The organism is Phreatobacter sp. AB_2022a, assembly GCF_026847585.1.
Lineage (GTDB): Bacteria > Pseudomonadota > Alphaproteobacteria > Rhizobiales > Phreatobacteraceae > Phreatobacter.
Genome location: NZ_JAPSET010000025.1, coordinates 50099 through 65025 on the forward strand (window position 1 = coordinate 50099; position 14927 = coordinate 65025).

General features: G+C 64.9%; 10 protein-coding genes and 1 tRNA gene. 4 read left to right on the forward strand and 7 right to left on the reverse strand.

Going from position 1 to position 14927, the window contains the following annotated elements; translation table 11 throughout:
* Positions 1-333 precede the first annotated feature (333 nt).
* Together secA and OZ671_RS18535 are read left to right on the forward strand one after the other, a co-directional pair.
* Positions 334-3132, forward strand: coding sequence for a preprotein translocase subunit SecA (gene secA, locus OZ671_RS18530; protein WP_268862117.1), 2799 nt, complete (start codon positions 334-336; stop codon positions 3130-3132).
* 107 nt (positions 3133-3239) lie between these two features.
* Positions 3240-3315: transfer RNA gene (locus OZ671_RS18535), tRNA-Ala, on the forward strand.
* 496 nt (positions 3316-3811) lie between these two features.
* Here the strand turns inward: OZ671_RS18535 and OZ671_RS18540 are convergent.
* The 6 genes from OZ671_RS18540 to OZ671_RS18565 are packed head-to-tail and all read right to left on the reverse strand — an operon-like array spanning position 3812 to position 10071.
* The gene (locus tag OZ671_RS18540; RefSeq protein ID WP_268862118.1) at positions 3812-4609 is read right to left on the reverse strand and encodes an enoyl-CoA hydratase/isomerase family protein; all 798 of its coding nucleotides are present in this window, start codon (positions 4607-4609) and stop codon (positions 3812-3814) included.
* Between the two features lie 41 nt (positions 4610-4650).
* Positions 4651-6276, reverse strand: coding sequence for a class I adenylate-forming enzyme family protein (locus tag OZ671_RS18545; RefSeq protein ID WP_268862148.1), 1626 nt, complete (start codon positions 6274-6276; stop codon positions 4651-4653).
* Positions 6273-7076 (reverse strand): ABC transporter permease, encoded by an 804-nt coding sequence (locus OZ671_RS18550; protein WP_268862119.1) that lies wholly within the window; start codon positions 7074-7076, stop codon positions 6273-6275. The genes OZ671_RS18545 and OZ671_RS18550 overlap by 4 nt, the downstream gene beginning before the upstream one ends.
* Positions 7073-7918, reverse strand: a complete 846-nt coding sequence (locus tag OZ671_RS18555; protein ID WP_268862120.1) for an ABC transporter permease — start codon at positions 7916-7918, stop codon at positions 7073-7075. The genes OZ671_RS18550 and OZ671_RS18555 overlap by 4 nt, the downstream gene beginning before the upstream one ends.
* 17 nt (positions 7919-7935) lie before the next feature.
* Positions 7936-8985, reverse strand: a complete 1050-nt coding sequence (locus OZ671_RS18560; RefSeq protein ID WP_268862121.1) for an ABC transporter substrate-binding protein — start codon at positions 8983-8985, stop codon at positions 7936-7938.
* Positions 8986-9021: 36 nt separating this feature from the next.
* Positions 9022-10071: an ABC transporter ATP-binding protein gene (locus OZ671_RS18565; protein WP_268862122.1), complete on the reverse strand. Its 1050-nt coding sequence runs from the start codon at positions 10069-10071 to the stop codon at positions 9022-9024.
* A 182-nt stretch (positions 10072-10253) separates the two neighbouring features.
* Here OZ671_RS18565 and OZ671_RS18570 point away from each other — a divergent pair, with 182 nt between their 5' ends.
* Positions 10254-10877, forward strand: coding sequence for a TetR/AcrR family transcriptional regulator (locus OZ671_RS18570; protein WP_268862149.1), 624 nt, complete (start codon positions 10254-10256; stop codon positions 10875-10877).
* A gap of 63 nt (positions 10878-10940) precedes the next feature.
* Here the strand turns inward: OZ671_RS18570 and OZ671_RS18575 are convergent, their stop codons facing one another.
* The gene (locus OZ671_RS18575; RefSeq protein WP_268862123.1) at positions 10941-14357 is read right to left on the reverse strand and encodes an autotransporter-associated beta strand repeat-containing protein; all 3417 of its coding nucleotides are present in this window, start codon (positions 14355-14357) and stop codon (positions 10941-10943) included.
* A gap of 365 nt (positions 14358-14722) precedes the next feature.
* Here OZ671_RS18575 and OZ671_RS18580 point away from each other — a divergent pair, with 365 nt between their 5' ends.
* Positions 14723-14926 carry a MerR family transcriptional regulator gene (locus tag OZ671_RS18580; protein WP_268862124.1) on the forward strand — a complete coding sequence of 68 codons (204 nt, stop codon included), beginning with the start codon at positions 14723-14725 and terminating at the stop codon, positions 14924-14926.
* Position 14927: the final 1 nt, after the last annotated feature.

Sequence of the window (14927 nt, forward strand, 5' to 3'; positions counted from 1 at the left end):
GCATTTAGGGCAGGAATTCATCAAGACCGGTCCGGCTGGACCGAACCGACCTTTGGGGAAGCTAACGCAGGAGTGGCCCGCCGGTTGCGGCAGGAATGCCCGGTTCGCGCCGAATTGACAACCCTTGCCCCCGTCCATATCTCTCGCACGTCCTGCGACGGCGTGGCTTTGCCCGCCCCGGGACGCATATCCCGCGGGGAAGCGACGAGGGGGGCGCACGGGGCGCTCTCCACCCGCCTTGTGGGGCCGAGGCGATGAACCGGAAGGCGGGGCCTTGCGACCCACCCGTTCGACCGGCCATCGTCGGCCACGGCTTCAAGCGAAGGATTCAAGATGTTCGGTGCGCTCGCCCGCAAGATTTTCGGCAACAGCAGTGACCGCCGGGTCCGGGGCTATCGCCCGCGGATCGAGGCCATCAACAAGCTGGAGCCGGAGCTGGAAAAGCTCTCCGACGAGGCGCTGAGGGCCCGCACCGAGGAGTTCAAGGCGCAGCTCGCTGCCGGCAAGACCCTCGACGACCTGCTGGTGCCGGCCTTCGCCACCGTGCGCGAAGCGGCCAAGCGGGTCCTGAAGCAGCGCCACTACGACGTCCAGCTGATCGGCGGCATGGTGCTGCACGAGGGCGCGATCGCCGAGATGAAGACCGGCGAGGGCAAGACGCTGGTCGCAACGCTCGCCGTCTATCTCAACGCGCTCGCCGGCAAGGGCGTGCACGTCGTCACCGTCAACGACTATCTCGCCAAGCGCGACGCCGAATGGATGGGCAAGGTCTACGGCTTCCTCGGCCTGACCACCGGCGTCATCGTCCACGGCCTCGACGACACCCAGCGGCACGCGGCCTATGCCTGCGACATCACCTACGGCACCAACAACGAATACGGCTTCGACTATCTGCGCGACAACATGAAGTATTCGGTCGCCGAGATGGTGCAGCGCGGCCATGCCTACGCCATCGTCGACGAGGTCGATTCGATCCTGATCGACGAGGCGCGCACGCCGCTGATCATTTCCGGCCCGCTCGACGACCGCTCGGACTTCTACGCGACCATCGACCGCTTCATCCCCCAGCTCGGCAAGGATGACTACGACATTGACGAGAAGCAGCGCACCTGCGCGCTGAGCGAGACCGGCAACGAAAAGATCGAGAAGCTGCTGGCCGAGGCCGGCATCCTGAAGGGCGATCTCTACGACGTCGAGAACGTCTCGACCGTGCACCATGTCAACCAGGCGCTGAAGGCGCACAAGCTGTTCCAGCGCGACAAGGACTACATCGTCCGCAACGGCGAGGTGGTGATCATCGACGAGTTCACCGGCCGCATGATGCCCGGCCGACGCTATTCGGAAGGCCTGCACCAGGCGCTCGAAGCCAAGGAGCGGGTCCAGGTCCAGCCCGAGAACCAGACGCTGGCCTCGATCACCTTCCAGAACTATTTCCGCATGTACAAGAAGCTCGCCGGCATGACCGGCACGGCCGCCACCGAGGCCGACGAGTTCATGGACATCTACAAGCTCGAAGTGGTCGAGATCCCGACCAACCGCGGCGTCGCGCGCGTCGACGAGGACGACGAAGTCTACAAGTCCGTCCAGGACAAGTTCGAGGCGATCATCGCCGAGGTCGGCGCGGCCCGCACCAAGGGCCAGCCGGTGCTGGTCGGCACTACCTCGATCGAGAAGTCCGAAGTGCTGGCCGAAATGCTGAAGAAGCACGGCTTCAAGCAGGTCAATCTGGACGACCCCGCGGCCTTCGCCCCGCTCTATGACGGCGACCAGGGCACGGCCGGCGAGAAGGTCTTCGCCGTGCTCAACGCCCGCTATCACGAGCAGGAAGCCTTCATCGTCTCCCAGGCCGGCGTGCCGGGCGCCATCACCATCGCCACCAACATGGCCGGCCGCGGCACCGACATCCAGCTCGGCGGCAATGCCGACATGCGCATCAATGTCGAGCTGGCCGATCTCGAGCCCGGCCCGGAGAAGGATGCCAAGGCGGATGCGATCCGCGAGCAGGTGGCGCGGCTGAAGCAGCGCGCGCTCGAGGCTGGCGGCCTCTACATCATCGGCACCGAGCGCCATGAGAGCCGGCGCATCGACAACCAGCTGCGCGGCCGCTCGGGCCGCCAGGGCGATCCCGGCCGCTCGAAATTCTACCTGTCCCTGCAGGACGACCTGATGCGCATCTTCGGGTCGGACCGCATGGAGGGCATGCTGACCAAGCTCGGCCTGAAGGAAGGCGAGGCGATCGTCCACCCCTGGATCAACCGGGCGCTCGAGAAGGCCCAGCAGAAGGTCGAGGCGCGCAATTTCGACCTGCGCAAGAACGTCCTCAAATATGACGACGTCGCCAACGACCAGCGCAAGGTGATCTTCGAGCAGCGCATCGAGCTGATGAGCCAGGACGACCTGTCGGAGATGGTCGCCGACATGCGTCACGGCACCATCGAGGACCTCGTCCACCAGCACATCCCCCCCGACGCCTATGCCGAGCAGTGGGATACGGCGACCCTCAAGGACGAGATCTACCGCGTCCTCAACCTCGACCTGCCGATCCCGGACTGGGCGCGCGAGGAAGGCATCGCCGACGAGGAGGTGATCGAGCGCATCAAGACCGCCGCCGACGAGATGATGGCCTCCAAGGCCGCCCGGTTCGGCCCGGACATCCTGCGCCAGATCGAAAAGGCGGTGGTGATGCAGGTGCTCGACCATCTCTGGCGCGAGCACATCGTCCAGCTCGACCACCTGCGCCAGGTGGTGGGCCTGCGCGGTTATGCCCAGCGCGATCCCCTCAACGAGTTCAAGTCGGAAGCCTTCCAGCTGTTCGAAGGCCTGATGGAGCGCCTGCGCGAGATGACCACCCAGCAGCTCGCCCTGGTCGAGCTGCAGGAACCGCCGCCGATGCCCGACCTGCCGCCGATGAGCGCCCACCACATCGACCCGCTGACCGGGCTCGATGAGTTCGCGGCGGCCGGTGCCGGCGCGCCGGGCGGCAGCTTCCAGGCGCTCGCCGCATCCGACACGGTGGCCGCCGCCGACCGCAACCCGAACGACCCCACCACCTGGGGCAAGGTCGGGCGCAACGAGGTCTGTCCCTGCGGCTCCGGCAAGAAGTTCAAGCACTGCCACGGCCAGTATCTCTGAGGCGCTCCGGCGCCCGCCTGTGGACCATCGGACGGTCGCGCTGACGAAGTGCGATAACGGTCCTTGACCGGGACAGCGGCGCACCCTAAAAAGCGCGCTCGCGGGCCGGGGCTGTAGCTCAGATGGGAGAGCGCTGCAATCGCACTGCAGAGGTCGGGGGTTCGAATCCCCCCAGCTCCACCAGCCCGCATTTTGTCCGACCCGGACACATGGGTAACAGATCGTCCCTAAGACATGGATGACAGCCTCCGGCCGAACGGATTGCCGAGGGGCTGCAGGGGTTTCTCTTCCAGGCCGAGAGAGCCGAGATCGTCGCTCACGAAGCGGACGAGCCGGACGCGGTCGCAGACGTCTTTGATGCCCACCTGCTGACCGGCGAGAACGGTTGATATGCCGGTCGTCGCGCGGTGCAGGGGGAAGTGATCCGTGCGCCCCCTCCTCGTCAGTCTCGCGCAAATTCGTCGCGTCGAAGCGCTCAAATGCACATGGGAACGGACGGCTGCCGGAGTCCTGGCCTCGGCAGGCTTCCGGCCGACACTCAAGCGCATGGTCGGAGTGCTATCCCGATCGCGGAGCGCCCCGCATTTGAGGCATCGACCAAGCCCCTGCGCCAGCGACGGTTCCTGTTGCGCGCACGGGGAGGCCCGGGCGCGCGGCGCGCTTCAATGACAGCTATTCCTCACCTCTGCCGGTATAGAAAAGCGTCTGGCCTGGAGCCATCCTCCCGCAGGCCCATGCGCTGGACACGGTAGAGGTGCTTGGTGAAGGCCAGGGCGTCGGCCTGCGACAGGCTGCGGCATCTCAGATAGGCCTCCATCTCCACGCGAACCGCATGGGGCGGGTGGCGCGCGATGCGTTCGGCCACGCGATAGGCTTCGTCCATCAGCGCCTCCGGCTCTACCACCTTGTTGACGAGGTGGCAGGAGAGCGCCTCCCCCGCCTCCATGGCGTCGCCGGTCAGGAGCAGCCACATCGCCACCGCATGCGGCACCTGCAGGCCCAGCCGCGATGTGCCGCCGGCCCCTCCCATGCCATAGGCTATTTCGGGAAAGCCGAACTTCGCATTGGTCGAGGCAATGCGGATATCGGTCAGCGACAGGAGATAGATCATCCCCTGTCCAAGGCACCAGCCATTGACCGCGCCGATGATCGGCTTGAACCGCTCCAGCGCCAGCACATCGCGGGACCAGGAAAAATCGCTGGGTTCGTCGCCCTCGTCGTGATGTGGCCAGAGGTGGTCCGTCAGTTCCTGCTTGGGGGTCAGCCCGCTCTTCACCGGCGCCTTGAGGTCGTCGCCGGCACAGAAGCCGCGCTCGCCCTTGCCGGTGAGGATGCCGACACGGATCGAGGTGTCCGCGAGGAAGTCCTTCAGGCAGCGGAACAGTTCCTTGTGCATGGCCGGCGTGGTCGGATTGACCGAGCCGTTCTCGATGGTGAAGACGGCGACCTGACCGTCCTTCTCGTAGTGCAGGGGCACGGCAGCCCTCCCTGTCGATCAGCAGCTGTTGCGGCGCGGGCTCAGTCGGGCGTCCAGGATCCCGTCTGGCGGTCGTAGGCGCCCTTGCGCAAGTCATCCCGTTCGGCGGCGATGACATGCTTGGCGATCTTCTCCGAAGGCGTTTTCGGCAGGCTGGCGCGCAGTTCGAGAAAGCGCGGAACCTTGAAGGGCGCGAGATGGGCGGCACAGTGTGAGAAGAACCCCGCGATGTCGAAAGCCTTGGCATCGACCCCCGGCTTCAGAACGAGGCAGGCCTTGACCTCCTGGCCGCGATCCATATCGGGCACGCCGATGGCGGCAGCCTCAAGCACATCAGGCCAGCCGAGCATGACCGCCTCGACCTCGCGCGCCGCGATGTTCTCGCCGGAGCGGCGGATCATGTCCTTGATGCGGCCGACAATGTAGTGAAAGCCCCGCGCGTCGCGCCGGAACAAATCGCCGGTGCGGAACCAGCCGCCCTCGCGGAAGCTGTCGCGGTTCGCTTCCGGCTTGTTCCAGTAGCCCTGCAGGATGCCGGGTCCGCGGATCCACAATTCTCCGATCTCATCGGTCGCGACCTCGTTGCCGTCCTCGTCACGGATGGTAGCCTCGCGAAACGGCGAGACAATGCCGCAGGTGCCGCTGCCGACCATGGAGGTCGCGCCATAGGGCGTGTAAAGGGCCGAGCCGACCTCGGTCATGCCAAAGCTCTCGCGGGCGATGACGCCGAAGCGCGTCTCCATCTCGGCATGCATGTCCTTGCGCAACCCGAAGACCGAAGCGATCTTCAGCGGCAGGGTCGCGTCCTCAGGACGGGGCGGCTGCTTCAGGACGATCTGTGGGAAGATGCAATATTCGATGTCGAACCGGCGGATCCAGTCGAGGAACTGAGTGCTCGACGCCTTGGCCGCGACGAAGACCGTGCCGCGCAGCCCCATGGCCATGAGCAGCAGCCACTGTGGATCCATGTAATAGAACGGCTGGGCGGCCAGCACGTTCTTCACGGTACCGCTGGCACGCATGGCCGCAACCCGCGACAGGGTCAGCCAGTAGCGGTGGCTGAGCATGCAACCCTTGGGGAAGCCTGTCGTACCGGATGTGTACTGGATGTTGATCAGATCATCGAGCGCAGGCTCGTGTTGCGGCGTGAAGTCCTCCGCCGGCGTCCGGCTCAGCAGCCCCCACGAGCGGGTACCCGAGCCGCCGACCACGACGGGGTCGGCGAGCGCCGCAAGGTCCCTCACCTCCGGCGCCGAGCCGATATCCGCGAGGACGGAGGCTTCGATCACCAGCATCCGGGCGCCGCTGTCTTCCAGCACATAGGCGACTTCGCGTGGCGTATAGCGGACGTTGATCGGCACCATGATCGCGCCGAGCCGCGCCAGTGCCAGCCAGGTCAACGGAAAGGCGCCGATATTGGACAGCATCACACCGACGCGGTCGCCGGAACCGATACCGAGCCCGGCAAATCCGGCGGCGAGCGAGCGGGTGCGCGCAGCGATGTCACGATAGGTCAGGAACTCCCCGCCTTCGAAGAAATTGGCGGCGATGGCATCACCCATCTCCCGCGCCGCGTCGTCGACGAAGGCGCCGAGGTTGACTGGAAACGGCAGGCCTTCGACCTCGGCGCGGAGGCGGAGGGCTTCATCAAGCTCCTGATCGCTCATGCGGATTCCACTTTCGCGCGGCGCAGGCCTCGGCTGCGCACGATTTCGGCAAATCCAAGCCCCGCCATCGACATGGCGACCATGACGCAGGCGGCGGCCGCAACTGTGGGGTCGAGGCGAAGGTTGAGGTCGTTCCAGATCCGGAGCGGGAGGGTCTCGATGGCGCCCGAGACGAACATGGTGATGATCAGGTCGTCGAACGAAGCGAAGAAGGCGAACATCGCGCCCGCAACGACGGCCGGCCTGAGTGCGGGCAACGTGACGAGCAGAAAGGTTTTCCATGGGCCCGCTCCGAGGACGCGCGCCGCGCGCTCCACGGTCTCGTCGAGATTGCGCAGAGCGGCGGCTGCGACCACCACCACATAGGGCACCGCTACGACGCAATGGGCGAGCACCAGCGTGGTCAGGCTTTCGAGCCATTGAAGCCGGGCGAAGACCATGAACATGCCGAGCGCGATGACAATGCCCGGCACGACCAGCGGCGCGACCGACAGGCCATAGAGGCTCGACGCGCCCGGCAGCCGGTAGCGGACGATCGCCAGTGCCGCCGCCGTCCCGACGACGACGGACACGATGGTCACGAGGACGGCCACCTTGAGGCTCAGCCACAGGGCGCTGCTCCAGGACGGATCGGTGAACAGCGCCTGATACCAGCGCAGTGACCACCGCTGTGGCGGAAAGCTGAGGATCTCGGACTCGTTCAACGACAGCGGCACGAGGAAGATCAGCGGGAACAGCAGGAATACGATCACCGCGGCAAACCAGGCGGTCAGCCCCATGCGGATCAGCCGGTCGATCATCGTCCGCTCCCGTAGAGGTTCCGGTCGGGCACCAGCCAGCGCAGCAGCGCCACTGCTGCAGCCGTCGTCGCCAGCAGGACCAGCGCCATCGCTGAAGCGGTGGTCCAGTCGTTGTTCTGGTTCACCTGCACGTCGATCAGGTTGGCGATGGTGCGATGGCGCGGGCCGCCGAGCAGGGCCGGCGTGATGTAGAAGCCGAGCGACAGAATGAAGAGCAGCATCGCGGCGGCGACGATCCCCGGCCGCGTCATTGGCAGGAAAACGTGCCAGAAGGCCCGGGCCGGCGCGGCGCCGAGCACGCGTGCGGCACGGACGAGGCTCGGATCGAGCTCGGTCATCACGCTGACCAGCGTCAGGATCGCCACCGGCAGAAGGATCTGCACCATGCCGAGATGCACGGCCAGCGGCGTGAACATGAAGCGCGTCGGTCCGTCCGCAAGTCCGAGCCAGATCAGCGAGGCGTTGAGAATGCCCTCCCGCCCCAGCACGATGGACCAAGTGTAGGTGCGCACCAGGACACTGGTCCAGAACGGCAGCAGGATCAGCGCCAGCAGCACGCCGCGGCGGCGCTCCGGCTGCATGGCGATGAAGCACGCGGCCGGATAGCCGAGGACGAGACACCATGCCGTGACGGTGACGCTGAGCTTCAGCGTCTTGAGGAAGACCACGGCGAAGACCGGCGAGGTTTGCAGCCAGTCGAGCCCGGTCATGGCGCCTCCCCTTCCCGCGAAGGAGACGCGCATGATCTCCAGGAACGGCACGACAAAGAAGATCGCGAACAGCAGCACCAGCGGCAATGCAAGCCCGAACCCGATCCATCGAGTGCGCAGTGTCACGGTCATGGCCTCCCGCCCGAGCATCAACGCAACAGCCAGGCGGCCCAGCGCTCGGTGAGCTTCGCGCGGTGCTCGGACCAGAAGTCGGCGCTGAACTGATACTGCGCTGCGAGGTTGTCGGGATGGATCGGCAATTGCCTGGCGACGTCCGGAGGCAGGCGCTCGATGAGGCCGGGAATGAAGCCGGGATAGGGGGCTTCCCGGACGAATTCGGCGCCCTTTTCGGGGTCGAGCCGCGTCATCATGTAGCGCATCGCCTCGCGCGGGTTCTTCGCGCCCTTGGGAACGGCCCAGTACGACAGCTGCAGTGCCCCGCCGCCCCAGGAAATCTCGACCGGCTTGCCTTCCTTCTTCAGCGGCGTGACGCGACCATTCCACACCGTGCCCATGACCGCCTCGCCGTCGAGCAGCAATTGCACCTGCTGGGCACCGGTGGTCCACCACGTCGCGACATGCGGCTTGATCTGGTCGAGCTTTCTGAAAGCCCGATCCACGTCGAGGGGATAGAGCTTGTCCTTGTCGGCACCATCGGCGATCAGCGCGAATTCCAGGTTGTGCATGGGGCTGTCCTGCAGGGTTCGCGGCCCCGGAAAAGCGCGCACGTCCCAGAAGTCTCCCCACGAATTCGGCGCACGCTCGCGGAACTTGTCGGTCCGGTAGGCCATGACGGTCGAGAAGGTGGAGGTGACCATCCCGAACTTCTGCCGGGCGATCTCGGGCAGCTTCCTGTCGGGATCGACCACCGACCAGTCGATTTCGGTCAGCCAGTTGTTGCGGATCGCCTCCACCATATCGGCAGCCCCCATTTCGGTGAGGTCCCACTCCATGTTGCCGGTCTCGACCATCGCCTTGAGCTTGGCGAGGGAGACGGGGGCGGTGGCTCGAATACCGATGCCTGTCTGGGCGGTAAAAGGCTTCTCGTAGAGCCGCTCGATGGTAAGAGCGAGGCTGCCACCCGAGCCATTGACGGTGATGGTGACGTTCTGCGCGCCTGCAATCCTGATGAGGGGCGTGGCGAGGGCGGCTACCGCAATCACGCGCCTGCCGATGTCGCGGCGGTTCATCCCGGTCATGTTGACCCCTCCGTTGGTCGGGTCTGCGCCCCTGCGTCAGCCGTTGAGGAAGACGGCCTTGTCCATGCTGAAACCGAGAGCGGTCGCCTGGCCTGGAGCCAGCGGCTCGTGCCCTTGTCCGCGCTGTTCCTGAAAGATGAGCCGGCCGAATTCCGGACTTTCCGCGACATACCGGAAGCTGCCGCCGTGAAAGGCGACATCGAGGATCGTGCAGGAAATGGCCTGCCCTCCCGCCGCGGTCGCGCGCGCGAAGTGCTCCGGCCTCAGCGCCACGCTGCCTTGCCAGCCCACGCCGGGACCGTCCGCGGGCACGGCGAAGACCTTGCTGCCAAGCCGCAGTTCCCCTTCGACGACGCTCGCCGGCAGGAGATTGGTTTCGCCGACGAAGCGCGCGACGAAAGTGTTCTGTGGCTGGTCATAGATGGCGGCCGGCGTGCCGACCTGCGCGATCCGTCCCCCGCTCATCACCACGATCCGGTCGGACATCGCCAGCGCCTCGCCCTGATCGTGCGTGACATAGATGACGGTGCAGCCAATGCGGCGCTGAACCTGGCGGATTTCGTCCTGCATCGCCTCGCGCAGCTTGAGGTCGAGCGCACCGAGCGGCTCGTCCATCAGCAGCACCTGCGGTTCGAACACCACGGCGCGGGCGAAGGCGACGCGCTGTCTCTGTCCGCCGGAGAGTTCGTGCGGCTTGCGGTCGCCGAAGCCTTCGAGGCGGACCATGGCGAGCGCGGCTTCCGCCAGATGGTCGCGCCTTGCCCGCACCACGCCGCGCATCCGCAAGGGGAAGCCGACATTGTCCCTGACATTCATGTGCGGAAACAGCGAATAGCTCTGGAACACCATGCCGATATTGCGCTTGTCGCTCGGCAGCCGGGTGATCGGCACGCCGTCGATGGCCACCTCCCCCTCCGTCGGATCGATGAAGCCCGCCAGGATATTCAGAGCGGTCGTCTTCCCCGAGCCCGAGGGGCCGAGGAAGGTGACGAACTCGCCGGCCGCGACATCGAGCGAGAAGTCGGTCAAGGCCGCGACATCGCCGTATCGCTTGCCGATCCCCGCGAACGACAACGGCGATCCCACCGGCCCGGCGCTCCTGTCCCGAGGATGTGATATGGAAGGTTGCATGACCAAATCTGAAACTGATATCAATGTCAGTATTGGAAGGAGCAATCGTGGTGTCAAGGCCAGTTGCACCCCCTGAGCGATTTGCCTCGAACGATCCGGCGCCTGGGGTGGCGACGGGTGGTTTCAGCTTGCCCGACGTGCTGAGGGCCGAAATCGAAGCAGGCGGCAAGCGGCCCAGGGCCGAGGCGACGCGGCAACGTTTCATGGTCGCAGCAGCTGAGCTGATCCAGGAGGCGGGCTTCAATGACCTGAAAGTCGCGGATATCTGCAAGCGCGCCGGATTCGCGCATGGCACGTTCTATCTTCACTGGGAGGACCGCCGCGCGGTCGCCCACGACGTGCTGTCGTCGTTCATGAGCGCCATCCGCCAGCACCGGCCCAAGCGGCAGCCTCAGCAATCCTTCTTCCAGCGGCTGCTCGCCGGCAACACCTACTATATCGACGTCTATCGCCGGAATGTCGGCCTGATGCGCTGCCAGACTCAACTGGCGGATCAGCTCGAGGAATTCGCGCGCCTTGGCACGAAATCGAACCTCGCCCTGGCTCATCGCGTCGTGCGCGCTGCCAGTCGTGAGGCCCCTTCGGGACGAAAGCTCCGAGAACCGGAGCTGCTCACGACCGCCCTTGGCTGCATTGCCATGGTCGACAAGTTGCTGCACGACATATACGCGCGCGGGCTTGATACTGGGATCAGCGAGCTGGAGCTGGCCGAGGTTCTTTCGCTGTCCTGGCATCGCGCGCTGCTCGGCCGCGATCCGTGACCGCTTGTCGAGCCCGGCACCAGCCAGATTTGGCTCGCGCGCCTGCCGACCAGCAGGCTTAGACTACCATTCGACCCGAAGGGCTGCATTCGCACGCAGCGCCTGATGCCGCGTTCCGATCTCACCGTCGAGCGACGACGAGAGCCGCAAGCCGTTGGCCAGGCGCAGTTCGGTGCCGACGGTCATGAGCGCGGTGTGCATGGACGGCCGGCCACCAAAGGTAGTGAAGGCGGCGCCGGACAAGGTCTGGAACTGAGCATCGATCGAGCGGTCGGCCGTTGCCTGATAAGCCCAAGCGAAGCGGCCATAGAGGATGAGATCGCTCGACTCGGTGATCCGCATCTGCCGATCGAAGCGCAAGCCGGGCTCGACGCGCATCGATGTCGATGTCTTCCCTGCGAATGCGAGGGCAAATGCGTCGCCACTCCTGCCGGGTGTTTCGCGATAGCTGGGCGCGGCATAGTGGATCGCCTCCAGCGCGACATAAGGCGCCCATCCGGCGGCCGCCGCGCCAAAGCGCTGGCCGAGCTCGATACGACCGCCCACGGTCTGTGCCGTCACTTGCGCGCGGTATGTCGAAAGGTCCGCGAGATTAACGTTCCGCTTCATGTCGAAGGCATTGACGCCATAGGCGAAAGCGGCGGAGACATATCCTGGACCAAGCCGGCTAGAACCATAGAGACCGATCTGAAACAGGTCGCCGGTGCCACCACCCCGCGAGCCCAGTCCGAAAGCGCTACCGCCGCCGGCAAGGGCAAAGCCGAACAGGGCGTCGGGGCCCAATCGGCGATCGGCGCCGGCAGCAACGCCGAAGACACTGTGCGAAGCCGAACTCGCGCCGATCGTATGGTCGCCATTGGTCCGGCCGGATTGGCCGAAGGCCTTTGTCCAGATCGCCCATTCTCCACGACGTGCGGTTTCGTTTTGGCCTGCTCCACCGGGCATGTCGGCCATCTCGATCAGCGACGACCGCGAGCCGGACGCCAGCGCGCCACGCGCCCCGGCCATCGGATCGAGCATCATGTTGAGAAACTGGCTCGACGCGCTGAAAGCGGCGTTCTGCATGCCGATCGCCGCTTCGCCCGACAGCGCAGCAAGGCTCGAGGTCATTTGCTCGGGTCCTTGCATATAGAGCGCAAAGAAGCGGGAGCTGTCCGCACCGGCAGCGACCGCGCGATCGATGGCGCTCGCGACCTGCGCTGCATTGGGCGGACCGATCGCGCCGAGAACCGGAACCAGCACATTAGGTGATAAGGTCAGGACGACCTCGGTCGACGAATAGCTGAGCCGAGTCGTCACAGCCGGCCCAAAGGACCCTTCGATCGTCTCCGGATGGAAGCGCCCGGAAATGCCACCATAGGCTTCGAGGATGCTATACCCTTTGCCGAAGCTGAAACTCATGCCGCGTGGGATCAAGACGAGGCGACCGCCGATCTGTGCTTCGCCCATGACGACGACCTTGTCGGACCTTCCTTCGGCAACCTCGATCACCGTCTGGCTGGTCGCACCGAACCGCGCGGTGCCGTTAATCGTCAGCGTCCCGATCGAAAAGCCGGGCGAAACGGTCCCATCGAGCCGCAACTTACCAATCGAACCCGAGCCGCCGATCACCGCTTCTGGACGGACCCAAACATCCGACGCCAGCGAACCGGCAACGAAGAGACCGCCCGATCGCACGTCAGTCCCACCGCCATGTGTGCTCGCGCCCGTCAGAATGAGACTGCCCGCCCCAAGCTTGGTCAGACCGCCCGAGCCGGTCAGCGGTCGCAAGACGATGAAAGCGTTTGTCACCTCGTCAATGCTGATGCCGCCGCCTTTAGCTCCGAGCGAAATCTCACGATTCGTGCCTGAGTAGCGCTGCCCCAAAATGTCGAGAACGCCACCGTCGAGCATGATGCCGCCGGTCGTAGCGCCGAGATTGTCGTCCCGGCTGACCGACAGCCGACCCGCTTGAATCAGGGTGCCACCGGCGTAGCTGTTGAAGCCGGAAAGAATGGTGGCGCCTGAGCCGGTCTGTTCGACCTTGCCGGTACCCGAAATTGGGTTGCTAACGGTGAACGTGTCAGAGCGATTGAACGCGAGCACCGCATCGTTCACGATTAAGCCTGCGATCGATCCGGAGCGGCCGCCATCGCCGATGTGCAAGCGCCCGGCGCTGACGAACGTCGCTCCGGCATAGGTGCTCGCGCCGGTCAGAACGAGAGTGCCGGCCCCGCGCTTGGCCAGCCAGCCCGAACCACTCAATGGCCGCGCGATCGTGAAGGTGTGCGAGGCCTCGTCGACGCTGATGCCACCTCCCGCCCCCAATGCGATCTCGCGGCTCGTGCTGGCAAAACTGCGACCGAAAATAGCGAGAGTGCCACCGTCGAGCAAAATACCACCCGCGGCGGCGCCAAGATTGTCGTCCTGGCTGACGGCAAGCCGTCCCGCGCGGATCACGGTTCCTCCGGCATAGCTGTTGATCGCGGACAGGATCGTCGTGCCCTCGCCAATCTGCTCGACCCGGCCAGCCCCCGAAATCGGATTGGCCACGGTCAACAAATCGAAACGATGGAAAGCAAGGACCCCGTTGTTCGCGATTGAGCCAGAGAGCGATCCGGAGAGCCCACCCTCGCCGAGATGCAGGCGGCCGCCATCGATGAAGGTTCCGCCGATATAGGTATTCTCGGCCGTGAGGACTGTCGTTCCTGGGCCGGTCTGAACAAGCTTGCCGGTGCCGGAGATCTCGCCGCGCAAATAGACATAGTCTGCGCTGTTGATCGACAGGGTACCGGCGTTGAAGAAGCGTGTGCTTCCGGGGGCAAGGCTGCCCACGGAGCCGACTAGCTCGATGGTGCCTGAATTGATCCAGAAGCCTTGAACTGCCGCACTCGCGACCGACGCGGCATTCAGAACCCAGGTGCCGGTGCCGTTCTTGATCGCGCGGCTAGCATAAGCCTGGTCGAGATATGAATTGAAGCCCGAACCGTCGAAAACGAGAGTGGTATCACCCCACCCCCAGATTTGGCCCAGCACACGCGCTCCGTCCTGCAGCGTGATCCTGTTGGTTCCCCCGTTGAATGCTATTGCGGCGTGGCTACCGGAAACACTGCCGCTGAGTTCTAGCACGACATTGCCGCCACTCAGGATGCCGAAACGGCTACCGAGGATCGACCCACCGACGGTGACTGTTGCGGAGGCGAGTGGCTGAACAACGCCGGTGTTCACGTGCAATCCAGTTGAGCCGTAGAGCGTGCTCGCCGAATCGATATTGACGGTGATCGCGCCCGAATAGACGCTGCCGCCGACGCTGACCCCCGCACTACTTTGCCCTTCGATTGTTGAGCCCACGACGGAGAGGCGAACTGTGCCAATACCGCTTGTGTTTACGCTGGCGCCGATATCCGGGCCGCTCAGAAAAGATCGTGAGATCGTCAAATCGACACTCTCGCCAATTCCCCCCAGACGAGCGACACCGAGGGGAGTACCTGAGATCGTCACGTCCGTAACCGCGGCCGTGCACGTTTCGATCAATGGTGCAGAACCAAGAACGAAAGTGCACAACGCCCGCGCCGGCTGAGCGCCGAAAAGCACGGCAACCGCAAACGAAACAACTGAGCTTTTTACCGCGAGAAGTGCAAAATTACACATATTAGCGCTGCATTTTCTAGGTAATTTGACTCGCTATATCTGCGCTCATAAGCTGAAACAGGCAAGATTGCTTAGAGGTTGGCATAGCAATCGCGTATTGACTTAATGCCCGACTGTTGTCGCCACGGCACACCCCCTGCTCTCGCCGCTCCCCCTTGACCCGCCCCCTGGGACCGGCCCGATAAGACGCCGGCCCACAACCGGCGAGGTGATTCATGCGCCCTTCCACCGCCTTCTCCGCCCCCGCGGAAGCCGCAAGACGGCTCGGCGTCTCGGCCAAGGCGCTGCGGATTTATGAGCGGCACGGCCTGGTCGCGCCCGGCCGCACCGCCGCCGGCTGGCGCAGCTATGGTCCCGACGACATGGCCCGCCTGGCCGAGATCGCCGCCCTGCGCGCTCTCGGCCTCAGCCTCGGCTAGG

Excerpts from the sequence above, each read along its gene's own strand:
- secA (WP_268862117.1), top strand. The coding sequence starts at position 334 with ATGTTCGGTGCGCTCGCCCGCAAGATTTTCGGCAACAGCAGTGACCGC.
- OZ671_RS18545 (WP_268862148.1), bottom strand. The coding sequence starts at position 6,276 with ATGAGCGATCAGGAGCTTGATGAAGCCCTCCGCCTCCGCGCCGAGGTC.
- OZ671_RS18550 (WP_268862119.1), bottom strand. The coding sequence starts at position 7,076 with ATGATCGACCGGCTGATCCGCATGGGGCTGACCGCCTGGTTTGCCGCG.
- OZ671_RS18555 (WP_268862120.1), bottom strand. The coding sequence starts at position 7,918 with ATGACCGTGACACTGCGCACTCGATGGATCGGGTTCGGGCTTGCATTG.
- OZ671_RS18560 (WP_268862121.1), bottom strand. The coding sequence starts at position 8,985 with ATGACCGGGATGAACCGCCGCGACATCGGCAGGCGCGTGATTGCGGTA.
- OZ671_RS18580 (WP_268862124.1), top strand. The coding sequence starts at position 14,723 with ATGCGCCCTTCCACCGCCTTCTCCGCCCCCGCGGAAGCCGCAAGACGG.